Annotated in this window: 23 protein-coding genes; 11 read left to right on the top strand and 12 right to left on the bottom strand. The window is 72.6% G+C overall.

Translation table 11 applies throughout. The features are described from left to right. The first annotated feature begins 66 nt into the window (after positions 1-66). Both ACQB60_RS03870 and ACQB60_RS03865 read left to right on the top strand, forming a co-directional pair. On the top strand, positions 67-1,338 hold the full coding sequence (locus tag ACQB60_RS03870) for a PucR-like N-terminal domain-containing protein (protein ID WP_496924355.1): 1,272 nt from the start codon (positions 67-69) through the stop codon (positions 1,336-1,338). A gap of 246 nt (positions 1,339-1,584) precedes the next feature. After that, a complete protein-coding gene (locus ACQB60_RS03865) occupies positions 1,585-2,286 on the top strand; it encodes an SCO2400 family protein (RefSeq protein WP_496924354.1) in 702 nt (233 codons plus the stop codon). 35 nt (positions 2,287-2,321) lie between these two features. Here ACQB60_RS03865 and ACQB60_RS03860 read toward each other — a convergent pair whose 3' ends face one another. Further along, on the bottom strand, positions 2,322-2,783 hold the full coding sequence (locus tag ACQB60_RS03860) for a MarR family winged helix-turn-helix transcriptional regulator (protein WP_496924353.1): 462 nt from the start codon (positions 2,781-2,783) through the stop codon (positions 2,322-2,324). Positions 2,784-2,897: 114 nt separating this feature from the next. On the opposite strand from ACQB60_RS03860, the gene ACQB60_RS03855 reads away from it, so the two are divergent. Further along, on the top strand, positions 2,898-3,929 hold the full coding sequence (locus tag ACQB60_RS03855) for an NADP-dependent oxidoreductase (protein ID WP_496924352.1): 1,032 nt from the start codon (positions 2,898-2,900) through the stop codon (positions 3,927-3,929). Between the two features lie 117 nt (positions 3,930-4,046). Next, positions 4,047-4,475: an organic hydroperoxide resistance protein gene (locus tag ACQB60_RS03850; RefSeq protein WP_496924351.1), complete on the top strand. Its 429-nt coding sequence runs from the start codon at positions 4,047-4,049 to the stop codon at positions 4,473-4,475. Between the two features lie 86 nt (positions 4,476-4,561). Here ACQB60_RS03850 and ACQB60_RS03845 read toward each other — a convergent pair whose 3' ends face one another. Next, complete coding sequence (locus ACQB60_RS03845) at positions 4,562-5,722, bottom strand: serine hydrolase domain-containing protein (RefSeq protein WP_496924350.1); 1,161 nt, start codon at positions 5,720-5,722, stop codon at positions 4,562-4,564. Positions 5,723-5,779: 57 nt separating this feature from the next. Beyond that, positions 5,780-8,407: a M14 family zinc carboxypeptidase gene (locus ACQB60_RS03840; protein ID WP_496924349.1), complete on the bottom strand. Its 2,628-nt coding sequence runs from the start codon at positions 8,405-8,407 to the stop codon at positions 5,780-5,782. Positions 8,408-8,514: 107 nt separating this feature from the next. Between ACQB60_RS03840 and ACQB60_RS03835 the strand changes: the two genes are divergently transcribed. Beyond that, entirely contained in the window at positions 8,515-9,366 is an 852-nt protein-coding gene (locus tag ACQB60_RS03835; RefSeq protein ID WP_496924348.1) for an EI24 domain-containing protein, read from the top strand. Here ACQB60_RS03835 and ACQB60_RS03830 read toward each other — a convergent pair. Further along, positions 9,251-10,597, bottom strand: a complete 1,347-nt coding sequence (locus ACQB60_RS03830; RefSeq protein WP_496924347.1) for a pyroglutamyl-peptidase I — start codon at positions 10,595-10,597, stop codon at positions 9,251-9,253. The genes ACQB60_RS03835 and ACQB60_RS03830 overlap by 116 nt on opposite strands. Before the next feature lie 105 nt (positions 10,598-10,702). Here ACQB60_RS03830 and ACQB60_RS03825 point away from each other — a divergent pair, with 105 nt between their 5' ends. Next, positions 10,703-11,314, top strand: a complete 612-nt coding sequence (locus tag ACQB60_RS03825) for a GNAT family N-acetyltransferase (protein ID WP_496924346.1) — start codon at positions 10,703-10,705, stop codon at positions 11,312-11,314. On the opposite strand, the gene ACQB60_RS03820 is transcribed toward ACQB60_RS03825, so the two are convergent. Then, positions 11,278-12,246 (bottom strand): NAD(P)-dependent oxidoreductase, encoded by a 969-nt coding sequence (locus ACQB60_RS03820; protein WP_496924345.1) that lies wholly within the window; start codon positions 12,244-12,246, stop codon positions 11,278-11,280. The genes ACQB60_RS03825 and ACQB60_RS03820 overlap by 37 nt on opposite strands. On the opposite strand from ACQB60_RS03820, the gene ACQB60_RS03815 reads away from it, so the two are divergent. Then, entirely contained in the window at positions 12,245-13,279 is a 1,035-nt protein-coding gene (locus ACQB60_RS03815) for a helix-turn-helix domain-containing protein (protein ID WP_496924344.1), read from the top strand. The genes ACQB60_RS03820 and ACQB60_RS03815 overlap by 2 nt on opposite strands. On the opposite strand, the gene ACQB60_RS03810 is transcribed toward ACQB60_RS03815, so the two are convergent. Next, entirely contained in the window at positions 13,221-14,207 is a 987-nt protein-coding gene (locus tag ACQB60_RS03810; RefSeq protein ID WP_496924343.1) for a LysR family transcriptional regulator, read from the bottom strand. The genes ACQB60_RS03815 and ACQB60_RS03810 overlap by 59 nt on opposite strands. A gap of 49 nt (positions 14,208-14,256) precedes the next feature. Here ACQB60_RS03810 and ACQB60_RS03805 point away from each other — a divergent pair, with 49 nt between their 5' ends. After that, complete coding sequence (locus ACQB60_RS03805; RefSeq protein ID WP_496924342.1) at positions 14,257-15,102, top strand: NAD(P)-dependent oxidoreductase; 846 nt, start codon at positions 14,257-14,259, stop codon at positions 15,100-15,102. 49 nt (positions 15,103-15,151) lie between these two features. Further along, entirely contained in the window at positions 15,152-15,355 is a 204-nt protein-coding gene (locus tag ACQB60_RS03800) for a hypothetical protein (RefSeq protein WP_496924341.1), read from the top strand. Here ACQB60_RS03800 and ACQB60_RS03795 read toward each other — a convergent pair. Then, positions 15,327-15,893 (bottom strand): TetR/AcrR family transcriptional regulator, encoded by a 567-nt coding sequence (locus ACQB60_RS03795; RefSeq protein WP_496924340.1) that lies wholly within the window; start codon positions 15,891-15,893, stop codon positions 15,327-15,329. The two genes, ACQB60_RS03800 and ACQB60_RS03795, sit on opposite strands and share 29 nt — an antisense overlap. A 165-nt stretch (positions 15,894-16,058) precedes the next feature. Between ACQB60_RS03795 and ACQB60_RS03790 the strand changes: the two genes are divergently transcribed. Then, a complete protein-coding gene (locus ACQB60_RS03790; RefSeq protein ID WP_496924339.1) occupies positions 16,059-18,527 on the top strand; it encodes a beta-glucosidase family protein in 2,469 nt (822 codons plus the stop codon). A 67-nt stretch (positions 18,528-18,594) separates the two neighbouring features. Here ACQB60_RS03790 and ACQB60_RS03785 read toward each other — a convergent pair whose 3' ends face one another. Together ACQB60_RS03785 and ACQB60_RS03780 are read right to left on the bottom strand one after the other, a co-directional pair. After that, a complete protein-coding gene (locus ACQB60_RS03785; RefSeq protein WP_496924338.1) occupies positions 18,595-19,602 on the bottom strand; it encodes an aldose epimerase family protein in 1,008 nt (335 codons plus the stop codon). Between the two features lie 35 nt (positions 19,603-19,637). Further along, on the bottom strand, positions 19,638-20,546 hold the full coding sequence (locus tag ACQB60_RS03780) for an SGNH/GDSL hydrolase family protein (RefSeq protein ID WP_496924337.1): 909 nt from the start codon (positions 20,544-20,546) through the stop codon (positions 19,638-19,640). Between the two features lie 314 nt (positions 20,547-20,860). On the opposite strand from ACQB60_RS03780, the gene ACQB60_RS03775 reads away from it, so the two are divergent. Beyond that, positions 20,861-21,355, top strand: a complete 495-nt coding sequence (locus ACQB60_RS03775; protein WP_384830986.1) for a DUF3145 domain-containing protein — start codon at positions 20,861-20,863, stop codon at positions 21,353-21,355. 64 nt (positions 21,356-21,419) lie between these two features. Here ACQB60_RS03775 and fabF read toward each other — a convergent pair whose 3' ends face one another. From fabF to ACQB60_RS03760, 3 genes are all read right to left on the bottom strand, one after another. Beyond that, on the bottom strand, positions 21,420-22,682 hold the full coding sequence (gene fabF / locus ACQB60_RS03770; protein WP_496924336.1) for a beta-ketoacyl-ACP synthase II: 1,263 nt from the start codon (positions 22,680-22,682) through the stop codon (positions 21,420-21,422). Positions 22,683-22,779: 97 nt separating this feature from the next. Continuing rightward, positions 22,780-23,028 carry an acyl carrier protein gene (locus ACQB60_RS03765; RefSeq protein ID WP_103834200.1) on the bottom strand — a complete coding sequence of 83 codons (249 nt, stop codon included), beginning with the start codon at positions 23,026-23,028 and terminating at the stop codon, positions 22,780-22,782. Positions 23,029-23,101: 73 nt separating this feature from the next. Then, a complete protein-coding gene (locus ACQB60_RS03760; RefSeq protein WP_496924335.1) occupies positions 23,102-24,106 on the bottom strand; it encodes a ketoacyl-ACP synthase III in 1,005 nt (334 codons plus the stop codon). Positions 24,107-24,108 lie beyond the last annotated feature (2 nt).

Raw genomic sequence — 24,108 nt, 5'->3', positions numbered from 1 at the left:
CAAACGACCGAAACTCACGCCTCCACGGCCTCAGGTGTTCCCGAACTGGCCGCCGGGGCACGGGGGTTGCCCGCCCGCTCCGCCTGGCGTGACGTACCGCCCCGCCTGGTGCGGCGGTTCGCGGCGCTCGCCCTCGAAGAGGTGCCCGCCCTCGCCCAGGACATCCTCCGGGAGATCCGCGCCGAGTACCCCGGCCTGCCCGTCGTCCTCGACGACTCCGGCGAGCCGATGGCGCTCATCGGGATACGGCGCGCCCTGGAGGGCTTCGTCCAGCAGCTCGCCTCCGCCGAGGGCCGGCCCCGCTACCACCCGGAGGTCTTCCAGGAGTTCGGCCGCGGCGAGGGGCTGCACGGCCGCAGCCTCGACTCGCTCCAGGCGATCTACCGGCTCGGTGTGCGCCTGGCCTGGCGCCGCCTCGCCGAGATCGGCCAGGAGATAGAGATCCCGCCGCCCGCGATGTACGAGCTCGCCGAGTCCGGCTTCGAGTACCTGGACGGCCTGGTCGACCAGTCCGTGCGCGGCTACGCCGAGGCGGCGGCCCGGCAGGCGGGCGAACGGCTGCGCCTTCAGCGGAAGTTGATGGAGCTGCTCCTGGCCGAGCGCGGCCCGGAGGCGGTACGGGACGCCGTCGCCCCCCGGGCCGACTACGCCCGCTCCGGCCGCGCCACCCCGGCGGAGAACTCGAACTCCCTCGTGGAGCGGGCCGCGCGGGTCGGCTGGGCGCTGCCCGAACGGGTCGCCGTCGGCGTCCTGTTGCGCCCCGCGCGCGAGGCCGTCGCGCCCGCCGTCGGCGAGGGCGTCCTCCTGGACATGGAGACGGAGCAGCCCCGCATGGTGGTGCCCGAGCCCGAGGCGGCGGGCCGCCCCGAACTGCTGCGCCGGGCGATGGCGGGCTGGTCGGGCGCGATCGGCCCGCCGGTGCCGCTGGCCGACGCGGCCAAGTCGCTGCGCTGGGCCCAGGCCGCGGTCCGCCTGATGGAGCGGGGGCTGCTGCCGTCGGGCGAGGTCCTGCACTGCACCGAGCACACGGAAGCCCTCGTCCTGCTCCAGCCCGAGGAGCTCATCGAGGACCTGGCCCGCCGCTGCCTCGCCCCCCTCACCCACTGCGGCCCCGCCCACGGCCGCCGCCTGGCCGAGACCCTGCTCGCCTGGCTGGAGACCCGCGGCGGCGCCCCCGAGGTGGCGGCCCGTCTGGGCGTCCACCCTCAGACGGTCCGCTACCGCCTGCGCCAGATCCGCGAGCTCTGGGGCGACGAGGTGGACGACCCGGACCGCCGCTTCGAACTCGAACTGGTGCTGCGGGCGCGGCGGTTGCGCGGGGAGCTGGGCCGGGTGTGACCCCTTCTTCTGGGGCACCCTTCCTGGGGCTGCGCCCCTGGACGAGGCCGAGCACACTCAGCCCGTCCGGCGTTTGAGGACGAGCCGTTCAGGCGATATCGGGTGCCCCGGGGCCGCGGAGCGGCGGATTCGGGAAGGGGCGGGATCGGGGAAAGGAGAAACAGCCCCGGAACCCCCGCTTCCCCACACAACATTCACAGCCACACCTACCTCTGTGACCACCGCGCCACCTAGCCTCCAAGCCTCATGGACTACTGCCACCCGTGCCGCAGGCACCTCAACGGCGCCCTCGCCTGCCCGGGGTGCGGAACCCCGGCGGAAGCCTGTCGTGAGTACGCGGAGTCGGTCGCCGCGCGGGTGGCCCCGGAGGACGCCGAGGACACGTACGCGGACGAGGCGCCGCGCGTACGGGGCCGGGGGCGGGACCGGGGGCGGGACCGGCGGCGCAGGGCCCACCGGCGCCGCCGTCACAAGATCCTGCTCGCCACCGCGGGCCTGGCCCTCGCGGCGGGCGGCCTGAGCCTCGCCGAACTCGCCACGGAAGGCCCCTCCGAGGACCCGAAGGCGGCGTCGGAGCCGGACGCGGAGCCCTCGGCCGACGTGCCGGAGGACACGGACGCCGCACCCTCGTCGCCCACGGCCCCCACCACGTCCGTGCGCCCCTCGTCGTCGGTCCCCGGGACCCAGGTCGAGGACGCGAAGAACACGGACGAGGGCGGGACCAAGGGCAAGGGCAAGGCCAAGGGCAAGGGCGCGAAGAGCGCAGCGGATGCGGATACGGAGGAGCCGGGCGGTGACGGCGCCGCCGACCCCGCCACGACGTCCCCGGCGAGCACCACCCCCGCCACGACGCGCCCCGCGCCCCCGCCGACCACATCGAAGCCGAGGCCCACACCGAAGCCCACGCCCACAGAGACCTGCGACCGCTTCCTGTGGTGGTGCACGTAACTCTCGTATACGAACTCTCGTATACGAAGGGCGAGTCACCCCTCCGCGGCGTCCTCGCTCAGCATCCGCCGCAGCAGGTCGCGCAGCGAGACCCGCTCCTGTCGCGACAGCTCCGCGAGGGGCTCGCGGGCGAAGTTCAGGGACTCGCGCAGGCTGCGCGCGACCTTCGTCCCCTCGGGCGTGGGCGCGGCGAGCTTCACGCGCCGGTCGGCGGGGTCGGGGCGGCGCTCGACGAGGCCGCGGGACTCCAGCCGGTCCACGATCCCCGTCACGTTCGACGGCTCGCACTTCAGCTTCTGCGCTATCCGCCGCATCGGCATCGGCTCCAGCGAGAGCAGCCCGAGGACCCGGGCCTGCGCCCCGGTCAGCGAGTGCCGGCCCGCCGCCTCCTCGTACTCCTCGTAGTAGCGCGCCACGACCGTGCCGATCAGCTCGACGACTTCGAGCGTCAGCGGATCGGTGCGGGGTGCGGGGTGGCGCGGGCTGCTTTCGGTCATGGGATCCAGGCTACCGGTTTACTTGACAACATGAAATATCTAGGAGCATGGTTGTTTCACTACCTGAAGCAATCTTGATCCGCCCCGAGGATCTGAACCGCAGGAGGACTCCGGATGTCAGCCACCCCTGAGCAGCTCCCGACCGTCAGCCGGGAATGGCACCTGGTCCGGCGGCCGAACGGCTGGCCGGTCCCGGAGGACTTCGCCCTGCGCGAGGCCCCCGTCGCCGCGCCGGAGGAGGGCCGCATCCTCGTCCGGAACCTGCACTTCTCCGTGGACCCGTACATGCGCGGCCGCATGAACGACGTGAAGTCGTACATCCCGCCCTTCCAGCTCGACAAGCCCATGGACGGCGGCGCGGTCGGCGAGGTCGTCGCGTCGAACGCGGAGGGCTTCGCGGTCGGCGACCACGTCCTGCACGGCCTCGGCTGGCGCGAGTACGCCGACGTCCCGGCCCGCGGCGCGAAGAAGGTCGACGCCTCGCAGGTGCCGCTCACCGCCTACCTCGGCGTCCTCGGCATGACGGGCCTGACGGCGTACGCGGGCCTCTTCGAGGTCGCGTCCTTCAAGGAGGGCGACGCGGTCTTCGTCTCCGGCGCGGCCGGCGCCGTCGGCAGCCAGGTCGGCCAGCTGGCCAAGCTCAGGGGCGCGTCCCGCGTCGTCGGCTCGGCGGGCTCGGACGAGAAGGTCAAGCTGCTCGTGGAGGAGTACGGCTTCGACGCGGCGTTCAACTACAAGGACCCCAAGCCGGTCGTCGACCAGCTCAAGGAGGTCGCGCCCGACGGTATCGACGTCTACTTCGACAACGTCGGCGGCGAGCACCTCGAAGCGGCCATCAGCCGCATGAACGTGCACGGCCGGGCCACCATCTGCGGCATGATCGCGGGCTACAACGACACCGAGCCGACGCCCGGCCCCCGCAACATGGCCATGATCATCGGCAAGCGGCTGCGCCTCCAGGGCGTGCTCGTCGGGGACCACGCGGCGCTGCAGCCGGAGTTCGTGCGCGAGGTCGGGGCCCTGGTGGCCTCGGGCGAGCTCAAGTTCCACGAGACGTATCGCGAGGGCGTCGAGAGCGGTGTGGACGCCTTCCTCGGGATGCTGCACGGCCAGAACACGGGGAAGATGATCGTCTCCCTGGCCTGAGCGGCCCCGCTCTCACCCCGGCCCCCGGACGCCTCTTCCGGCATCCGATAACCTACTTCCACAAAGTCGTCGCTGTGGGCGCGCAGCGACGGCGTATCTCAGGAGGAATCGGCACTTATGTCCATCCAGAAGATCGACGTCAAGTACACCGCCGTCGCCACCGCCGAGAACGGCCGTGACGGCCGCGTAGCCAGCGACGACGGCAAGCTCGACGTCGTCGTCAACCCGCCGAAGGAGATGGGCGGCTCCGGCGCGGGCACCAACCCCGAGCAGCTCTTCGCCGCCGGCTACAGCGCCTGCTTCCAGGGCGCCCTCGGTGTCGTCGCCCGCAAGGAGAAGGTCGACATCTCCGGCTCGACCGTCACCGCCAAGGTCGGCATCGGCCAGAACGAGGAGGGCGGCTTCGGCCTGGAGGTCGCGATCTCCGCCTCCATCCCGAACGTGGACGCGGCCACCGCCCAGTCCCTCGTCGAGAAGGCGCACCAGGTGTGCCCGTACTCGAACGCCACGCGCGGCAACATCAAGGTCGAGCTGTCCGTGGCCTGACCCCCGCGCATCGCGCATCACACACGAGGGCCGCACTCGGCGGAGTGCGGCCCTCGTGTGTTGTCCAGGGGGTGCAGCGGCTCCGGTCAGGCGCTCAGCGCCGCCCGGTGCACGGCCAGCGCGAGCCGCTCGTTCTCCACGGCCGCGCCGCCCGGGAACGCGTACCGGCGGCGCGTGTACCCGTAGGCGACGCCGGTGCTCGGATCCGCGAACGCCTGTGAACCGCCCGCGCCGCTGTGCCCGATGGAGCCCGCGCCCAGGAACGGGTACCAGCACTCGGACGTCGCCTGGAAGCCGATCGCGAAGGCTTTGTGGGTGTTCGCGACGACGTCGTGCCCGATGGAGTGGATCTGCCCGAAGGCGCCGAGCGTGTCGGCGGTGAGCAGCGGCGGCCCGGACTCGATGCCGGTGGAGAGCGCCGCGTACATCCCGGCGAGCCCCCGCGCGGACGCGACGCCGCCCGCCGAAGCGGGCCCGTTCGCCCGCACCGCACGGGAGTTGGGGAACGACTCGATGTCCGTCGGGTGCGCGCCGTTGCCGTTGAAGGCGACGGAGAGCAGGCTGTGCGGCGCCTCGGGCCGGGAGTCGAGCAGGGCCCGCTGCTCGGGGCTCGGCGCCATCGGCAGCACGGAGTGGAAGCGCCGCTCCTCCGCCTCCGGCAGCCCCAGATGCACGTCGAGCCCGTGCGGCGCCCGCACCCGCTCCTCGAAGATCTCCTGGAGCGTGCGCCCGCCGGAGACCCGGAACACCACCTCGCCGACGAGGGCGCCCATGGTCAGCGCGTGGTAGCCGAAGGCGCTGCCCGGCCGCCAGTAGGGCCGCTGCCCCGCGAGCCGCGCCGCGATCGCCCGGTCGTCGGCGATCTCCTCCGGGCTGAACCCGCCCGGCACGCCGACGACCCCGGCCCGGTGCGCGAGCAGCTCGCGCACCGTCACCCCGCCCTTGCCCCCGGCGGCGAACTCCGGCCAGTAGTGGGCGACTTCGCGGTCGAGGTCGAGCGTCCCGTCCTGCACGAGGAGCGCCGCGACGAGATGCGCGGCGCCCTTCGTGGAGGAGTAGACGCCGTAGAGGGTGTCCCCGTCGGTGTCGGGCCCGACCCACAGGTCGACGACCTGCCGCCCGCGCACGTAGGCGGCCAACTGTCCCGCGTACTCGGGCTGTTCACCGGCGAGAACGGAGGTGAAGGCGTCCCGGACGGACTCGTACCCCTTGGCAACGGTTCCCTGGATGGTGATTTCACGCGTCATGACGGGGCAACGGCGCCGGGCCCGGACGGCATTCCCGCTCGGCCCGTGGGTCCGCCCTCACCCCAGCAGAGCCCGTCCCACCTGGGCGAATTCCCCCTTCGGATGGTCGCGGAAGAGCGGTTCCGTGCCGAACAGGACGACCTTCGCGCCCCCGGCGGAGCCACTGACCACCGACGCCTGGCCGGCCGCAGCCCCCGGCCCGCCGCTGCCGTCGTCCAGGGCGCGCCAGTGCCCGGACACGAGCGGATTCCCGGTCCCGTACGACTGGTCGGTGCGCACGCCAGGGCCGAGGTCCGTGAACCACACGGGCGCGTAGACGAAGCCGTACGCGGGTGCGTCCCCGGTGACGGCGCCGCCCGCGTTGGCCAGCCGCACCACCCCGTTGGCGTCCCCGTTCCCCTCGACGGCCTTCGCCGCGAGCAGCTTCGCGCCGGCGTTGAGCGCCGCACCGCCCGCGCCGCGCCCGACGACGGTGCCGCCGCCCTTGAGGAAGCCGTCGAGGCCGGAGCGCGCCTGCCCGGTGAGCTTGCCGTAGTCGAGCCCGGCCGACACGAACAGCGCCCCCACGCGCGAATTCCCCCAGTCGAAGCCGGAGTTGAGGATGCCCGTGGAGACCGGCACCACGTCGAAGTTCATCTCGCGCAGCGCGAAGAGCTCGCCGGGTGTGACGGCGGCGGCGACCTTCACGCGGTGCATCGGGGCGCCGCCCCGCTTCTTCGTGGCGTCGAAGGAGACGTCGTACTTCTTCGCCGCCGACCGTGCGGCGTCCCGCGCCGACCCGGGCACGACGGCGCTTCCGTCGGCGGCCCGGCGTACGGAAATCCCCTCCTCCAGAAGGCCGTTGAGCGCGGCGATCTCCCTCGGGTCGGAGAGCCGGAGACGCAGATCGCCGCGCGGCGCGACGTACCCGACCCGCGTGGCGGCCGACACCGCACGCGAGGGCACGCGCGCGGGGGAGCCGGAGCGGACCTCCGCGACGCTCGCGCCCCACAGCCGCCCGAGGCTCCACCCCGAGATGTCGTACATCGTCGAGACCTTGTCGCTGATGTCCCGCCCGTCGGCGAGCATCACGTTGGCGATGCCGCGCTTGGGCTGATGCATGTCGACGACGTACGAGCCCTTGGCGTACGCGCGTCCGCCGAGCCGGAAGTCATGGGTGGCGCGCCGCACGCGGACGTCGTTGGCGAGAAGGTGGTCGACGAGCCGGGCGGCGGCGGTGTCCGACCGCTGCTTCCCCCCGGCGCGACCGCCCGCCGGAATGACGTACGCCCGGGGGAAGCGGGTCGTGTACACGTCCTCGGGCCCGATCCCCGGCACCCCCGGCACGGTCTCCTCCGACACGGGCACCTGCGCGGCTCCGGCCGCGCCCCGCCGGAACACCTCGATCTGATCACGGATGACCGAACGCCGATGTCCGTCGGTGTAGTTGAGGGTGGCCCGCATGGCCGCCCCCGCGATGTCCACGTTGATGGCGGAGCGCCGACGCAGCTCGCTCACCGGCTGGCCGTCGTACTCGTCGCCGTTGACCTGCATCGGGAACTCGATGGTGTGCGCGGCGACCGCGCCGTGGAACGGCATGTACTGCGGCGTGAAGATCGGCGGCCAGTCGTCCCACCCTTCCTTCTGGTCCCGGAAGGGGATGACGGCGGGCTTCACCCCGTCCTTCTCCTCCGTGTACCCGAGCCCGTTGACGGCGGACTCCATGCCGAGGGCGTTGGCGTAGGCGTTCTTGAGGAACAGGTCGTACTCGTAGTTCTCGCCGTGGGGCGGCGTCGTCGGCTCGATGAGCGTCCCGTTGACGTACCCGTGCAGGTCGATCATGACGGCGGGCTGCTTGTCGACGGCGATACGCCGGATCGCGCGGTCCTCCGGCTGGGACGCGGTGATGAAGTCGCGGTTGAGATCGAAGCCGTTGGCGTTCTCACGGGTCCCGGCGATGCGCCCGTCGGGGTTGGTGGTGATGTTGAGGTAGACGCGGTTGCGGCCGAGCAGCGTGGCGGTCTTGCGGTCCTTGGCCTTCGCCAGCTCCTCGACGAGCTTCAGGGCGGCATCGGTGCCCTCCCACTCGTCCCCGTGGATGTTGTTGTTGATGAAGACGGGCGTCTTGTAGTGCGCCTTGACGCCGGGGTCCTTCGCGGCCGCGGCGGGATGGTTCTCGATGAGCTCCCGCATCCGCTCCTGCCGGGCCGTCTCCCGGGCGGACTCCGGTGCGGTGACGGTGACGAGATACAGCTGATGCCCGCCCGCGGACCGCCCGGCCACCTCGACGCTGACCCGGTCGCTCAGCTTCCGCAGGGCCTCCAGCTTCGGGGCGATGCCGTGGTACGGAGTGAGGCCCAGCTTGATCGACTTGTCGGCGGGATCGGCGGGGACGCGTTCGAGGGGGTCGTGGCGGGGGTAGCCGCGCTTGTCGACGGCCGCGCCGTCCTGGGGCGTGCCGTCCCGGGCCGTGCCGTCCTGGGCTGAGAGGGCCCGGTCGGCGGCCGCCTCGGGCGCGGTGGCGGCGCGGTCGGGGGCGTCGCGCGGGGCGCCTTCGCGGTGTGCGGCCGACCGCCCCGGGCCGTCGTGCTCGGCTGCGGCGGGTGCGGCGAGCGGCGCGAGGAGGAGGGCGCCGGTGGCGGCGAGGGTGGTGACCAGTACGGGACGGCCGGGTCGGTCGGGTCTTATGGGCCGGGATATTCGCATGCGTACCTCCGGGACACGGAAGATCGGTACGCGTGGTCTACCGGTTCAACTCCCGTGCAACAAGAGGGCCCCGGCCCCGCGCACGGCCTGCGGATAGGGTGTGCCGCATGCGTGATCTGCGACGGGGCTTCGGCTACCTGGTGAAGGGACAGCGCTGGGTCGCCCAGCACGGAAAGCAGTACGGCTGGGGCCTGCTGCCCGGATTGATCACCCTTGTCCTGTACGCGGCCGCGCTCGTCGCTCTCGCGCTGTGGGGCGCCGACCTGGTGGGCTGGGCGACGCCGTTCGCCGACGACTGGTCCTCGCCGTGGCTCGGCCTCTTCCGCGGCTTCCTCACCGCGCTTCTCTTCGCGCTGGCGCTGCTGTTGTCGGTGGTGACGTTCACGGCGGTGACGCTGCTGATCGGCCAGCCCTTCTACGAGTCGCTGTCGGAGAAGGTCGACGTATCGATCTCGGGCACGGCGCCCGAGTCCGGCCTGCCGCTCTGGCGGGACCTGTGGATCTCCGCGCGGGACAGCCTGCGGATCCTGGTGCGGGCGGCGCTGTGGGGCGTGCTGCTCTTCGCCCTCGGCTTCATCCCGGTGGCCGGGCAGACGGTGGTCCCGGCCATCGGCTTCTGCGTCACGGGCTTCTTCCTGGTGGAGGAGCTCACGGCGGTCGCCCTCCAGCGCCGCGACGTCCAACTCCGCGAGCGCCTCGCCCTGTTGCGCGCCCGCAAGACCCTGGCGTGGGGCTTCGGCACGCCCCTCGCCCTCGCGTTCCTGGTGCCGTTCGTGGCGGTGTTCCTGATGCCGGGGGCGGTGGCGGGGGCGACGCTGATGGCGCGGGACCTGGTGGGGGAGCCTACGGAGCCGGAGTCCGAACCGTCCCCGGACTCCGATCCGGCCCCGGACCCTGAGCCCGACGCGACTCCGTCGCCCCGGCCGCCACAGTCAGGATCCCCGTCACCTGCCGGATGATGTCGAGCCGGTTCCGCACGAACTCGGGATCGGTGACGGTCCCGGTGGCCGGGTCGGTGTTCCCGGCGCCGAACTGCAGCACGGGCGTGTGCACATGCCCCCCGGGCAGCCGGTCGTGCAGCCCGAGCCGGTCCCTGAGCAGCGTGGCCCGATAGGCGATCTCATTGGAGAGATAGTTCCCGCCGCCGCCCTCCCGGGCCGCGGACCCCTCGGTGGGCCCACCGGGCCGGACGACGGGCTCGGTCTCCCCGGCAGGGATCTCGGTCACGCTGGTGTTGTCGTACACGGGAAACCGCCCGGTACCGGCGCCGGTGATCTCCTTGTACGGCAGGGTGGTCACGGTCCACTGAGGCTGCGTGTCCGGGCGGCCGACCGGAACGGTCCCGGTGCGCGAGAGGTTCTCATTGTCGGGGAACCCGCCCCGCCAGGCCCCGTTGTTCCGCTCGACGTCGAACCGCCCCACGCGCCCCTGGCTGATCGTGGTGAAGAGATCGACGCGCGGCAGCTGCTTCCGCAGGGCCCGCTCCACGACTCCGTCGGCGAAGTCGTCCCAGCGCACGGGGAACACGACGGCCTCCACGCGGGCGGGCCCGCCGGGGGTCTGGACCGTGGTCCCGTCGAGGGCGAGGGCGGTGGCGCCGGAGGGGTTGCTGATGCGGATGTCGCGGTCGAGGGTGAAGGGGTCGAAACCGGTCACGAGGATCCGCTTGGCCTGGTGGCGGCGGGCCGGGTAACGGACGTCACGCTGCCCGCGCGACAAGAACTCCAACTCCTTCATCAGCGCGGCGCGTTGACGCTCGGTGAAGCGCTCACCGCGAGGCGGCTCCCACGCGCGCAGCGCACGTGTCATCCCGAGCCGGGCCCAGTAAAGCGGCCGGTCGTCATCGCGACTCAGATCCCCACCGGCCGGCCCCCGCCCCTGCGCCCGCGCGACGGCCCGCCGCCACAGACCGGACCCGTGCCGTACGACGACACGCTCGGCCTCCTCGTAGGACCGTGCCTCGTCCAACGCACGCCCGAACGCGGGCGCGAAGCCGTCGAACCCACTGCGCCGCAATATCTCTTGGGGAGCGGCCCGATCGAGCCGCTGCTCCTCGACGGTGGCCCCGGCAGCCGCCCCCTGCCCACCCCGCTCACCAGCAAGAGCAGTCCCACCGCCCACTCCGGCACCCACTCCCACCCCCACGACGAGGGCACCGACAACACCGAACACACCAAGTCGCGCACGCACGCGGGTCCTTGTCACGTGGTTCCTTCCGTAACGGGTGGGGTGGAGGAAGTATCGGGTGCCCAGAGGGACTCGCGCTACGGTGCCTGTCGGACGAAGGAGCTTCCCATGACCCCCGCCACCCTCACCCTGCACGTCGACCCCACCCCCTCCGCCCCCGGCCTGACCCTCCGCCCCTGGCGCCCCGATGACGTGGGGGCCCTCGTGGCGGCTCACCGGGACCCGGAGCTGCGGCGGTGGCTGGTGACGGGGCTGGAGGGGGAGGGGGACGCTCTGCGGTGGATCGAGGAGCAGGAGGCGGGGCGCGTCAGCGGGGCGTGCTTCGGCTTTGCCGTGGTGGAACAGGCCGTGGGCGGGGGCCGGGAGGGGGAGGGGGCAGGCGGGGGCCGGCCCGTCGGGCACGTCGCCGTCAGGGTCGAGCCCGATCGCAGCCGGGACGGTGCCGCCTCCGAAGTGGGGTACTGGGTCGCCCCCGAGGCGCGCGGGCGCGGCATCGCCGCCCGCGCCCTCGACGCCGCCTCCCGCTGGGCGTTCGACTCAGGGCTCCCGACGCCCTCCGACCGCCTCGAACTCCTCCACTCCGCCGCCAACCACGCCTCGTGCCGAGTGGCCCAGAAGTGCGGCTACACCCTCGACTCCGTCCTGCCGCCCTTCCCGCCCACGTACCCGGGGGAGGGGCACCTTCACGTCCGCCGCAGCACCTCGATCACGCTCGCGTAGCTGTCGCTCCCGTGCCCGGCCGAACTCGCCCGCTCCATCGTCGACTTGAGCAGCTCCGGCAGCGCGTTGTCGATGCCGCGCCCGGCCGCCGCGTGGATGAGGTGGCCGATCGCCGCGATCTGCACGTCGACCGTGGCGTCGTCGCCCGGGTAGCGGCCCGCGTCCACCTGGGGCGCGTACGTCGTGAGGAAGCCGGAGACCGCGCCCCGCAGCCAGCGCAGGGCCACCGACGTGAAGTCCGTCGCGGCCGTCCCCTCCGCGCCCACCAGCGCCGTCCCGTGCAGCCAGCCCGTGAACGTCGCCCACATCAGGCCCAGCAGCGCCGCGTCGTAGAGCGAGGCCAGGCCCGGTTCGGTGCCCAGGTACAGCGGGTCGCCGAGCGCGCTCAGCAGCGGGCGGTGCGCGGTGAACGCCGCCTCCGAGCCGCTGTAGAGGAACATCATCTCGGGGCTGCCGACACCCGGCGGCGTCGTCATGATGCCGCCGTCGACGTACTCCGCCCCCTGCGCACCCGCCCAAGCGGCCATCTCGACGGCCTGCTCGGGCGAGCCCGACGTCAGGTTCACCAGGGTCTTGCCGGTGAGCGTGCCCGCCTGTGCCGCCGGGGCGAGGACGGTGCGCAGCGCGTCGTAGTCCAGGACGCAGGCCACGATCAACTCGCCCGCCGCGACGGCCTCCTCGGGTGTGGCGGCCACGCGGGCGCCGCGGTCGGCCAGCGGCTCGGCCTTCTGCGGGGAGCGGTTCCAGACAGTGGTGGGGTGGCCGGCGTCCAGGAGGGCGGAGGCCAGGGCGGAACCCATGGCGCCGAGGCCGATGACAGTGACGTTCGTGTGCTTCGCGTTCATGAAGATCACGTTCGCAGCGCGGCGAAGCGCACAACAGTGACAGGGGTGACGGCGGCCGCCAAATTCCTGCCATAGCCTCGGACGCATGAGCGCAGGTACCGTCGCCGTCGTCGTCCCGGCCGAGATCGAGGTCCCCTCCTGGGACCTGTACGAACTGAGCATCCCCTTCACGGTGTTCGGAAAGCCGCAGCCCGACCTCGTGGAGCACTGGTACGACATGAGGCTGTGCGCCACCGACGAACCCACCGGCGAGTCCACCGGCGCACCCACCGCTGGACCCACAGGTGAACGCGGGCCCGGCGGCGGTGACTTCGGGCTGTCCCTCCGTACCCCCTTCGGCCTCGAAGGGCTGGCCGGCGCCGACACCGTCATCGTCACCTCCGTGCCCGACCCCTGCGTGGAGGAGGGGGAGCCGCTGCCGCCCGGCCTCGCCGACGCGCTGCGCGACGCCCATGACGCGGGCGCCCGCATGGTCTCCCTGTGCACGGGAGCCTTCGCCCTCGCCGAGGCGGGCCTCCTCGACGGGCGCCGGGCCACCGCCCACTGGATGCACACCGCCCAACTCGCCGCCCGCTACCCGAAGGTGGAGGTCGACGACTCGGTCCTGTACGTCGACGACGGCGACGTCCTCACCAGCGCCGGACTCAGCGCCGGGCTCGACCTCTGCCTCCACCTGGTCCGCCGCGACCTCGGCGCCCACGTCGCCAACCAGCTGGCCCGCCGCATGGTGGTGCCCGCCCACCGCACCGGCGGCCAGGCGCAGTTCGTCGACCTGTCGGTGCCCGCCACGGACGACGCGGGCCTGGGACCCGTACTGGAATGGGCCAGGGAGCGCCTCGACGAGCCGCTGACCGTGACCGACCTCGCGCGGCGTGCCGCCCTGAGCCCGCGGACCTTCTACCGGCGGCTGCAGGCCGCCACGGGGACGACGCCGCTGCGCTGGCTGCTGAGCCAGCGCCTCGGCCGGGCCCAGTCCCTCCTGGAGGCAACGGACCTGCCCGTCGAGAAGGTCGCCGAACTCAGCGGGCTCGGCACGGCCAACAACCTCCGCCACCACTTCCTCAAGCAGGTCGGTGTCTCGCCCGGCGCGTACCGGAGGGCCTTCCCGAGGCAGTCGTGAGCCCCGGCAGCGCCTCCCGCAGCGCCGTGAGGAACGGGTCCAGCGAAGGCGGCGCCGCCCGGCCCCTCGGCGTCGCCGCGTACACCGCCCGCGCGGGCGCCCCCTCGTCCCGTACGCGGACCAGGGCCAGGTCCGGGCGCGCCGCACCCGCCGCGAGCGTCGGCACCAGGGTCACGCCCAGGCCCGCCGCGACGTACCCCAGCTTCGCCGTCCACTCCGCCACCACATGTGCGACCCGGGGCCGGAAGCCGTGCCGCAGCGCCGCGTCCAGCAAGGTGCCCTCGGCCTGCGCGCTGCCGGACACCCAGTCCTCGTCGGCGAGTTCGGCGAGGCCCACCTCCGCCCGCCCGGCCAGCGGGTGTCCGGCGGGCACCGCCACGTACAGCGCCTCGTCGAGGAGATGACTCAGATCGCAGGCGGCGGCGTCCGTGAGCGCGCCGCCCGTCGTCGACACCACCGCCACGTCCAGCGCCCCCTCGGTCACCCGGGCCAGCAGCCTCGGCGTCAGGCCCTCCTCCCTGGTCACCGTCACCCCGGGGTGGCGCTCCCGGAACGCCGCGAGGGCCCGTGGCACCAGGCCCGCGTCCGCCGTCGCGAACGCCCCCAGGCGCAGGGTGCCGCCGTCCACCTCGTCCAGCTCCGTCAACGCCCGCCCCGCACCCGACAGTTGGGAGACGACCGTCTCCGCGTACGGGAGCAGCGTCCGGCCGTGCGCGGTGAGCCGCACGCCGCGCGCCTCCCGGTCGAAGAGGGGCGCACCGCCGAACGCCGCCTCCAGCGAGGCGACTTGGCGCGACACCGCAGACTGCGTCAAGGAGAGGTCCCGCGCCGCCCGGGTGAACGAGCCGTGCCGGGCCACGTCCAGGAAGACGCGCAGCCAGACGGTGGAGACATCGGGCGAGGCGTGCGATATCAGCATGGCTGACATGCTAGACACTCGCTTGTCGCATGCCTTGTCTGGGCCTAACGTCGAGGCCATGAAGAAGATCGCCTTCCTGGGGCTCGGTCGCATGGGCGCACCCATGGCCCGCCAACTCCTTGCCGCAGGACACCCGTTGACCGTGTGGAACCGCACCGCGGCCAAGGCCGAGCCGCTCGCCGGCCAGGGTGCGCGGGTCGCCGCCGACCCCGCCGACGCCGTGCGCGACGCCGACGTCGTCATCACCATGCTGGCCGGACCGGAGGCCGTTCGCGCCGTCGCCGACGCCATCCTGCCGCTGCTGCGGCCCGGCGTGCACTGGGCCGAGATGTCGACCGTGGGCCCCGACGCCGTACGGGAGTTGGGCGCCCGCATGCCGCAGGGCGTGACCCTCGTCGACGCCCCCGTGACGGGCAGCACCGACAAGGCGGAGGCGGGCGCCCTCGGCGTCCTCGCGGGCGGTGACGCCGACGCGATCGTGCCCGTCCTGTCGCGGTTCGGGTCCGTCACCCGCACCGGGGTGCTCGGCTCCGGCGCGGCCCTCAAGCTCGTCGTGAACACCGCGGTGATCGGCGGCGTCGCCCTGGTCGCCGAGGCCATGCGGCTCGCCGACGCCCTCGGCCTCGACGAGTCCACCGCCCGGGACGCCCTCGCCCGGGGACCCCTCGGCGGCGCCGTCGCCCGCGCCTTCGCCACCGACGTCCACTTCGGCAGCGACCTCGCCGTGAAGGACGTCGCCCTGGCCACGGGGACCGTCCAACTCCCGGCGATGGAAGCGGTGTTGGCCCACTTCGAGGCGGCCGCCGCCGACCCCGCCGTCGTCCACGAGGACATCGCCCACGCCGTCACCCGGATCCGCCGCCACCCGGGCAGGAGCCACGAACAGGAGAAGCAGACCCCGTGAACGTCACCCTCGACAACCCCGCCACCGCCCCCGCACCCTGAGGGCCCGAGTGGCCCGCGCCCAACTCGACGACGGAGGCGTCCTGTTGTACGTGTCGGGCCAGATCGCCGAGGGCGCCGTCCGCACCCGCTACCTGACCGGCGCCCCGCCGACGAGCACCACCGTCGAGGTGCCGCGCCTCTTCCGGCCCGAGGCCCTCATCGAGATCGACGTGGTCGCGGCCGTCAACTCTCCTGCGGGGCAATCAGCTTGAGGAAGTCCGCGAAGGCTCCGGGCATGTCCACCGACTCCGGGTCGAGCAGCCACTGGTACTGGAGCCCGTCCATCACGGCCGTCAGGAGCGGCGCCGCCGCCTCCGGGGTCAGACCCCCGGGCAGCCGGTCCCCGTACTCGGCGCGCAGCAGCTCCGCGAAGGACGCGCGCACCGTCTCGTAGCGGCGGGTGAAGAACTCGCGCGCCGGATGCCCGTCCGTGACGCTCTCGCCGAGCAGGGCCGAGAAGGTCTGCACGATGCCGGGGCGCATCGCGTTGTACTCGACGAGGGAGCCGAGCAGGTCCAGGCGGAGCTCGCCGCCCGGTACCGCGTCCCACTGGTCGCGCGCGTCCAGGACCGCGACCAGCAGCGCCTCCTTGGTGGGGAAGTGGTGCAGCAGGCCCTGCTGCGTGAGGCCGACCCGCTCGGCGACCGCCCCGAGGCTCGCTCCCCGGTAGCCCCGCTCCGCGATCACCTCGAGCGCCGCGCGCAGGATCTCCGCCCGCCGCTCCTCGCTCCGTGCCCGCACCGCAGCCATGCCCTGAGCCCCTTCCCTTCGCCCCGTTCCGCCTCCGCCCCTGCTCGGAGGACCGTACGCCACCTTCATATTACGAGGAGATAACGAAACCTACCGCTTCACAGGTAGCGGATGCAGGATGGAGGGACCGGGGACACGGAACGGACTCAACGAGGAGGCACCGCCATGGCGGTAACCAGTGCCGGAATCAGCCCCACCCAGGTCGACCAGGACGCCGAGCGCGCCCGCGAGGCCGTGGTCGAGGCCGCGCTCGGCAAGCTGGATCTGGACGCCAAGGCGCGGCTGCTCGGCGGCCGGGACATGTGGTCGCTGCACGCGCTGCCCGAGATCGGCCTGAAGCCGCTCGTGATGTCGGACGGCCCCATCGGCGTCCGGGGCGTGCGCTGGACCGCCGACGATCCGTCGATCGCGCTGCCGTCCCCGACCGCGCTCGCCGCCACCTGGGACCCCGGACTCGCCCGCAGGGCAGGCGTGCTGCTCGCCCAGGAGGCCCGCCGGAAGCACGTCCACGTGCTGCTCGCGCCCACCGTCAACCTGCACCGCTCCCCGCTCGGCGGCCGCCACTTCGAGGCGTACAGCGAGGACCCGTATCTGACCGGGCAGATCGGCAGCGGCTACGTCCAGGGCGTGCAGTCCGGCGGCGTCGGCACGACGGTCAAGCACTTCGTCGCCAACGACGCCGAGACCGACCGCTTCACCGTGAACAACCTGGTCTCCGAACGTGCCCTGCGCGAGCTCTACTTGGCGCCCTTCGAAGCGATCGTCGAGAACGCCCACCCCTGGGGCATCATGACCGCCTACAACCAGGTCAACGGCACGACCATGACCGAGCACCGCTACCTCGTGGGCGACGTCCTGCGCGGCGAGTGGGGCTTCGACGGCTACAACGTCTCCGACTGGATGGCCGCCCGCTCCACCACCGGCGACATCGAGGGCGGCCTCGACGTCGCCATGCCGGGCCCGCGGACGGTGTACGGCGAACCGCTCGCCGCGGCCGTGCGCGCGGGGCAGGTCGCCGAGGCCACCGTCGACGAGGCCGTGCGCAACGTGCTCCGCCTCGCCGCCCGCGTCGGCATCCTCGACGGCGCCGAGCCGGTCGTCGGCGAGCTCCCGGCCGAGGTCGACGGCGAGGCCCTGGCCCGTGAGATAGCCCGCCGCGCCTTCGTCCTCGTACGCAACGAGGGCGGGACCCTGCCCCTGGACGGCGCTGCCACGATCGCGCTCAGCGGTGCCGCCGCGCGCGACGCCCGCGTCCTCGGCGGCGGCTCCGCCACCGTCTTCCCGGCCCGCGTCGTCTCCCCGCTCGACGGCCTCACCGGCGCACTGCCCGAGGGCGCCCTCAGCTACTCGGTCGGCGCCGACCCGAGCGAGGAACTCACCCCCGCCGACAAGGGGTTCGAGCTGCGCGCCGTCTGCCGCGACGAGTCCGGCACCGTGCTCGGCGTCGGCAGCCTGCCCTCCGGCCAGGTCCAGTGGATCGGCGACGACCTGCCCGCCGGCGTCACCCACGAGGCCCTGCACAGCATCGAGGTCACCGGCACGTTCACGCCGCGCGAGAGCGGCCCGCACTCCTTCGGCACCCGCGGCCTCGGCGCCTTCAGGCTGACCGTCGACGGCACGGTCCACTACGACGGATTCCAGGCCATGAGCCCGGACGCCGACCCCTTCGAAGCCTTCTTCGGCGCCTCCGCCGAGCGCGCCCAGGTCGAACTCACCGAGGGGCGGCCGGTCGAGGTCTCGCTCCTGCACACCCTCGCCAAGGAGTACGCGCCGCCGCTGCCCGCGGTCATGTTCTCCTTCGTCCACCTCGGCCCGCGCCGCGACGCCGACGCGCTCATCGCCGAGGCGGTGGCGGCCGCCCGTGCCGCGGACACGGCCGTGGTCGTCGTCGCCACCACCGAACGCGTCGAGTCCGAGGGCTTCGACCGCCAGGACCTGCGCCTGCCCGGCCGCCAGGACGACCTCGTGCGCGCGGTGGCAGCCGCCAACCCCCGTACGGTCGTCGTCGTCAACTCCGGCTCCCCGGTGGAACTTCCGTGGCGCGACGAGGTGGCGGCGGTGCTGCTCGGCTGGTTCCCCGGGCAGGAGGGCGGCGCGGCGCTCGCGGACGTGCTCCTCGGCGCGGCGGAACCGGGCGGCCGCCTCCCCACGACGTGGGGCACCCTGGCGGACGCCCCGGTCACGGACGTCACCCCCACGAACGGCGAACTCTCCTACACAGAGGACACGTTCATCGGCTACCGGGCCTGGGACCGCTCCGGCGCCACCCCCACGTACCCCTTCGGCCACGGCCTCGGCTACACCGACTGGGAGTACGAGTCCCTGACCGTCGTCGGCACCACGGCCCGCGTCACCCTCCGCAACTCGGGCACGCGCACGGGCCGCGAGGTGGTCCAGCTCTACGTGGCCCCGACCACCCCCGACAGCACCCGCCCGGCGCGCCGGCTCGCCGCCTTCGCCACGGTGGAGGCCGCACCCGGCGAGAGCGCGGAGCTGACCCTCGAACTCCCGCACCGCGCCTTCGAGATCTGGGACGAGAAGGCCAACTCCTGGTCACACCAGGCGGGTTCGTACCATGTGGAAGCGGGCCGGTCGCTCACGGACCGCCGCCTCAGCGCGGAGATCACCGTCTGACGGCCCTCGCACACCACGCGCCCCGCCCCGGCACCTGACGGCCGGGCCGGGGCGCGTGTGTCTCACCTCACCTCACCGAGAACCGATACACGGTCTCCGAAGCGAACACACGCCCAGGCCGCAGCACCGCACTGGGGAACCCGTCCTGATTCGGCGAGTCGGGAAACCGCTGCGTCTCCAGCGCGACCCCGTCCCCCGGAGCGAACGGCAGCCCCGCCCCGAAGTGATCCGCCGTATAGAGCTGCAGCCCCGGCTCGGTGGTGGCGACGCTCAACACCCGCCCCGACGAGGGGTCACACAGCTCGGCCACCGCCTCCGCCCCCTCCGTGACCCCCTTGTCGAGCACGAAGTTGTGGTCGTACCCCGCCCCCACCACCCGCTCCTCCCGGAAGTCGCACCGCGTCCCCGCCACCTCCGCGTACTCCCCGGTGGGGATCTGCACCGAGTCCAGCGGCGTGTACCGCCCCGCCGCGACGCGCAGCACGTGCCCCCGCGCACTCCCCGTCCCCGCCCCCGCGAGGTTCCAGTACGTGTGGTTGGTGAGGCTCACCACGGTCGGCGCGTCCGTCCGCGCCTCGTACGCGAGGGAGAGGGCCCCGTCCTCCCCGAGCCGATACGTGGCCGAGACGGTGAGCCGCCCGGGGAAGCCCTCTTCCCCGTCAGGGCTGACCCGCGAAAGCCGCACCCCCTCCGCGCCCTCCGCCCCGTCCTCCCCGACGGGCTCCGCCTCCCACACCCGCTTGTCGAATCCGCACTCGCCCCCGTGCAGCGAGTTGGGCCCGTTGTTCTGCGCGAGCCGGTACGTCTCCCCGTCGAGCGAGAAGACCCCGCCCGCGATCCGGTTCGCGTACCGCCCCACCAGCGCCCCGAAGTAGGGCCCCGGGTGCTCCAGATACCCGCCGAGCTCCGCGAACCCCAGCGCGATCCCCGCGACCTCCCCCTGCCCGTCCGGGACCTCCACGGACTGCACGATCCCGCCGTACGTGAGGACCCGCACCCGCGTTCCGCCACGCTCCAGCGTCCAGCGGTGCACGGGCGTGCCGTCGGGAAGCGTGCCGAAGAGTTCACTGCGCATGATCGCGACCCTATGCGAGGAACGAGCCGGGCAGCCTAAGCGAGGGGCTCCTTCGCGGTGATCCCCCGGTACGCGAGCGCCGCGAGCCGCGACTGGCCGTCCTTGCTGGGGTGGAACCAGTCCCAGTGGCTCAACTGATCGCCGTCGAAGCGGTAGTCGAAGACCGCCCCGCCGTCGTAACGGCAGCGCTTGTCCTTGGCGCAGACGTCCTTGAGGACCTCGTTGTACGCGACCACCCGGTCCTGCACGGAGGCCCTGCGCTGCGTCGCCTTGGCGTCCATCGCGTCCGCGTCGGCCAGCATCGAGGAGCAGATGCCCAGCTTCCACACCTGCTTGCCCAGCGGGTTGGCGCGCCCCTGCGACCAGAGCCGCTTCAGGTCCGGCACCGACGCCACGTACACCTGCGTCTTGGGCAGCTCGCGGCGCAGCGCCCGCAGCGCATCCTCGAAGTCGGCGCGGAACTCGGAGACGGAGGTCATCTGGTCGGCGGAGGACCGGCACGCGTCGTTGGCGCCCGCCATCACCGTGAGCAGCTCGGGCCGCTTGGCGGCGGCCTGTTCGACCTGCCCGGTCAGATCCGACATGCGGGCGCCGGTGCGCGCGTAGTTCCAACTGTGCTTCGCCGCCCGATCCTTGCCGAGCAGCCGCACGGCGAGGCTCTTCACCCCGGCGTCCGAGCCGGTGGCCCAGGACACCTCGGGGCAGTCGGAGAGCACCGAGCAGGCGTCGAAGCCGCGCGTGATGGAGTCGCCGACGGCGGCGACGGAGCGCGGGCTCGTGTCCCACGTCGGGGTGGGCTTGGGGGACGGCCGGTGGGCCGAGGAACCTTGGGGGCCGGGGGAGTTGTCGCCGGTGGCGTCACACGCGGTGAGCGCCCCGGCGCCGAGCAGCGCAGCCGTCACGGTGGTGATGACGCCGCGCACGCGGTACCGCAGGTTCCGCATCCCCTACCGTCCCCTCTGTCGACAACCTCGACATCGCCGCACGGCCATGGTGTCGTACACCCCGTGGCCATGCGGTCCCTGCGAGTGAAACCTGGGCGATTCCGGGCCATCGGACCGACGGTACGTCACACTCCTTGTCCCGCCGCACGGTAGCCTCGCCACCCAGTGGCACCCCGCTTACCTGGTTCCGCTAAATTACATCACGTCACATCTGTCCCTTTTTTCTAGTGTTTATCTAGTATCTGGGAACAATTGCTCGGCACGGGCGCGAGGCCGCTGGGGAAGGCGAACCTCGACCCACACTGGAGGTCCCGGTGACGACACGTGGAGTTCTGTACGTGCACTCCGCGCCCCGCGCGCTGTGCCCGCACGTCGAATGGGCAGTCGCGGGCGTACTCGGCGCGCGCGTCAGCCTTGACTGGATCCGGCAGCCCGCGGCGCCGGGCACCTGGAGATCCGAGTTCTCCTGGCAGGGCTCGGTGGGCACGGCCTCCAAGCTCGCCTCCGCGCTGCGCGGCTGGCACCTGCTGCGCTTCGAGGTCACGGCCGAGCCCTGCGCCACCGCCGAGGGCGAGCGCTACAGCGCCACGCCCGAACTCGGCATCTTCCACGCCGTCACCGGCATCCACGGCGACATCCTGATCCCCGAGGACCGCCTCCGCGCCGCGCTCACCCGCGCCCAGCAGGGCGAGAGCGTCCTGGAGGCCGAGCTCGCCAAGCTCCTCGGCAAGCCCTGGGACGACGAACTGGAGCCCTTCCGGTACGCGGGAGAGGGCGCGCCGGTGCGGTGGCTGCACCAAGTGGTCTGACCCGTGCGAAAGGGCCCCCACCGGATGGTGGGGGCCCTTTCGCTTACGTACTGCTGGTGCGCCGTCAGACGCTGCGGAAGGCGAGCACCACGTTGTGTCCGCCGAAGCCGAACGAGTCGTTCAGCGCCGCGATGGTGCCCTCGGGCAGAGCTCGCGCCTCGCCCCGGACGATGTCGGCGTCGGCCTCGGGGTCGAGGTTGTCGATGTTGATCGTCGGCGGAGCGATGCGGTTCTTCAGGGCGAGGACCGTGGCGACGGTCTCGATGCCGCCCGCGCCGCCCAGGAGGTGACCGGTCATCGACTTCGTCGCGGAGATCGCGACGTGGTCGAGGTCGTCACCGAGGACCTTGCGCAGCGCGCGGATCTCACCGATGTCGCCCTGCGGGGTCGAGGTCGCGTGCGCGTTGGCGTGCACGATCTCGGCGGGCTTGAGGCCCGTGTTGTCCAGCAGGTGCTGCACGGCCGCCGCGATTCCGGTGCCGGTCGGCTCGGGCTGCGTGATGTGGTGGGCGTCGGCCGAGATGCCCTGGCCGATGGCCTCCGCGTAGATCTTGGCGCCGCGGGCCTTGGCGTGCTCCTCGGACTCCAGGACGACCACGCCCGCGCCCTCGCCGAGGACGAAGCCGTTGCGGTCGACGTCGTAGGGACGCGAGGCGCCCTGCGGGTCGTCGTTGTTCTTGGACATCGCCATCATGTTGCCGAACGCGACGATCGGCAGCGGGTGGATGGCCGCCTCCGTGCCGCCCGCGACCACGACGTCCGCACGGCCGGTGCGGATCATCTCGATCGCGTAGCCGATGGCCTCCGCGCCCGACGCGCACGCCGAGACCGGAGTGTGCACACCGGCGCGGGCGTTCAGCTCGATGCCGACGTTGGCGGCGGGGGAGTTGGGCATGAGCATCGGCACGGTGTGCGGGGAGACGCGGCGTACGCCCTTCTCCTTGAGCACGTCGTACTGGTCGAGGAGGGTCGTCACGCCGCCGATGCCGGAGGCGATGACCGCGCCGAGGCGGTCGGGGTCGACGGCCGTCTCCTCGCCCGCCTTGCCCTCGAAGCCCGCGTCCTTCCACGCCTCGTAGGCGGCGACGAGCGCGAACTGGGCCGAGCGGTCCAGCTTGCGGGCCTGCGGACGCGGGATGGTCTCCGTCGGCTCGACGGCGATCTGGCCGGCGATGCGCACGGGCAGCTCGGCGGCCCACTCCTGCTCGAGGAGGCTGATGCCGGAGCGGCCGGCGATCAGGCCCTCCCAGGTCGAGGCTGCGTCGCCACCCAGCGGTGTGGTTGCGCCGATACCGGTGACGACCACAGTGTGATTGGTCGAGTTCACTGGAATTCTTTCTCCACGGTTAGAGAGCGTGCGGATGAGGCGGCGCCACCGCCGGGTGGCGGCTGGCTCGGCCGGCGTTCCCTTACGGGAAAGTGGCTCAGGCCTGGTGGTCGAGGATGTACTTCGTGGCGTCGCCGACCGTCTTGAGGTTCTTGACGTCGTCGTCGGGGATCTTGACGTCGAAGCGCTCTTCGGCGGCGACGACGACCTCGACCATGGACAGCGAGTCGACGTCCAGGTCGTCGGTGAAGGACTTGTCCAGCTGGACGTCCTCAACGGGGATCCCGGCGATCTCGTTCACGATCTCGGCGAGACCGGCGACGATCTCTTCCTGAGTGGCGGCCATGTTGGCGCTCCTTCGGTATGTATCGAGAGGGTTGTGATGGCTTCCGTCCGGATCGGGTGATCCGAACTGATGCCTAGGGGAGGGTAACGACCGTGGCGGCGTACACGAGACCCGCCCCGAAGCCGATGACCAGCGCTGTGTCGCCGCTCCTCGCCTCGCCGGTCGCCAGGAGCCGCTCCATGGCGAGCGGGATCGAGGCGGCCGAGGTGTTACCGGTGGTGCGCACGTCGCGGGCGACCGTGACGTGTTCCGGCAGTTTCAGAGTCTTCACCATCGAGTCGATGATCCGCTCGTTGGCCTGGTGCGGGATGAAGACATCCAGGTCGTCCGCGGTGATTCCGGCCGCGTCCAGCGCCTGCTGGGCGACCTTCGCCATCTCGAACACGGCCCAGCGGAACACCGCCTGGCCCTCCTGCGTAATGGCAGGGAACTTGTCGGGAGCGCCGCCGTTGCGGAACGCCTCCCAGGACTCGGTCTGCTTGATCGTCTCGGACTTGTCGCCCTCCGAGCCCCAGACGGTCGGGCCGATCCGCGGCTCCTTGGCGGGGCCGACGACGACGGCGCCCGCGCCGTCACCGAACAGGAAGGCCGTCGCACGGTCGTGCAGGTCCGTGAGGTCCGAGAGCCGCTCGACGCCGATCACCAGGACGTACTCGGCGGAGCCCTCGACGACCATGCCCTTGGCGAGGGTCAGGCCGTAGCCGAAGCCCGCGCAGCCGGCGGAGATGTCGAAGGCGGCGGGCTTGCCCGCGCCGATCTTGTCCGCGATCTCGGTGGCGATCGCCGGGGTCTGCTTGAAGTGCGAGACGGTCGAGACGATCACGGCACCGATCTGCTCGGGCGTGATGCCCGCGTCCGCGATCGCCTTGCCGGACGCCTCGACGGACATCGCCGCGACGGTCTCCTCGTCCGAGGCCCAGTGGCGGGTCTCGATGCCGGAGCGGGAGCGGATCCACTCGTCGGACGAGTCGATCGTCTCGAGGATCACCTCGTTCGGCACGACCCGGGTCGGCCGGTAGCCGCCGACGCCCATGATCCGGGCGTACGGGGCGCCCTGGCTGGGCTTGATCTTCGCCATGC

The organism is Streptomyces odontotermitis, assembly GCF_050510915.1.
In the GTDB taxonomy this organism is placed as follows: domain Bacteria; phylum Actinomycetota; class Actinomycetes; order Streptomycetales; family Streptomycetaceae; genus Streptomyces.
This window is presented reverse-complemented; position numbering and strand designations above follow the sequence as displayed.

What these genes read in the sequence shown, in the direction of transcription:
- ACQB60_RS03865 (WP_496924354.1), top strand. Translation starts at nt 1,585, where the DNA reads ATGGACTACTGCCACCCGTGCCGCAGGCACCTCAACGGCGCCCTCGCC.
- ACQB60_RS03860 (WP_496924353.1), bottom strand. Translation starts at nt 2,783, where the DNA reads ATGACCGAAAGCAGCCCGCGCCACCCCGCACCCCGCACCGATCCGCTG.
- ACQB60_RS03855 (WP_496924352.1), top strand. Translation starts at nt 2,898, where the DNA reads ATGTCAGCCACCCCTGAGCAGCTCCCGACCGTCAGCCGGGAATGGCAC.
- ACQB60_RS03850 (WP_496924351.1), top strand. Translation starts at nt 4,047, where the DNA reads ATGTCCATCCAGAAGATCGACGTCAAGTACACCGCCGTCGCCACCGCC.
- ACQB60_RS03845 (WP_496924350.1), bottom strand. Translation starts at nt 5,722, where the DNA reads ATGACGCGTGAAATCACCATCCAGGGAACCGTTGCCAAGGGGTACGAG.
- ACQB60_RS03840 (WP_496924349.1), bottom strand. Translation starts at nt 8,407, where the DNA reads ATGCGAATATCCCGGCCCATAAGACCCGACCGACCCGGCCGTCCCGTA.
- ACQB60_RS03835 (WP_496924348.1), top strand. Translation starts at nt 8,515, where the DNA reads ATGCGTGATCTGCGACGGGGCTTCGGCTACCTGGTGAAGGGACAGCGC.
- ACQB60_RS03825 (WP_496924346.1), top strand. Translation starts at nt 10,703, where the DNA reads ATGACCCCCGCCACCCTCACCCTGCACGTCGACCCCACCCCCTCCGCC.
- ACQB60_RS03815 (WP_496924344.1), top strand. Translation starts at nt 12,245, where the DNA reads ATGAGCGCAGGTACCGTCGCCGTCGTCGTCCCGGCCGAGATCGAGGTC.
- ACQB60_RS03820 (WP_496924345.1), bottom strand. Translation starts at nt 12,246, where the DNA reads ATGCGTCCGAGGCTATGGCAGGAATTTGGCGGCCGCCGTCACCCCTGT.
- ACQB60_RS03810 (WP_496924343.1), bottom strand. Translation starts at nt 14,207, where the DNA reads ATGTCAGCCATGCTGATATCGCACGCCTCGCCCGATGTCTCCACCGTC.
- ACQB60_RS03805 (WP_496924342.1), top strand. Translation starts at nt 14,257, where the DNA reads ATGAAGAAGATCGCCTTCCTGGGGCTCGGTCGCATGGGCGCACCCATG.
- ACQB60_RS03795 (WP_496924340.1), bottom strand. Translation starts at nt 15,893, where the DNA reads ATGGCTGCGGTGCGGGCACGGAGCGAGGAGCGGCGGGCGGAGATCCTG.
- ACQB60_RS03790 (WP_496924339.1), top strand. Translation starts at nt 16,059, where the DNA reads ATGGCGGTAACCAGTGCCGGAATCAGCCCCACCCAGGTCGACCAGGAC.
- ACQB60_RS03785 (WP_496924338.1), bottom strand. Translation starts at nt 19,602, where the DNA reads ATGCGCAGTGAACTCTTCGGCACGCTTCCCGACGGCACGCCCGTGCAC.
- ACQB60_RS03780 (WP_496924337.1), bottom strand. Translation starts at nt 20,546, where the DNA reads ATGCGGAACCTGCGGTACCGCGTGCGCGGCGTCATCACCACCGTGACG.
- ACQB60_RS03765 (WP_103834200.1), bottom strand. Translation starts at nt 23,028, where the DNA reads ATGGCCGCCACTCAGGAAGAGATCGTCGCCGGTCTCGCCGAGATCGTG.
- ACQB60_RS03760 (WP_496924335.1), bottom strand. Translation starts at nt 24,106, where the DNA reads ATGGCGAAGATCAAGCCCAGCCAGGGCGCCCCGTACGCCCGGATCATG.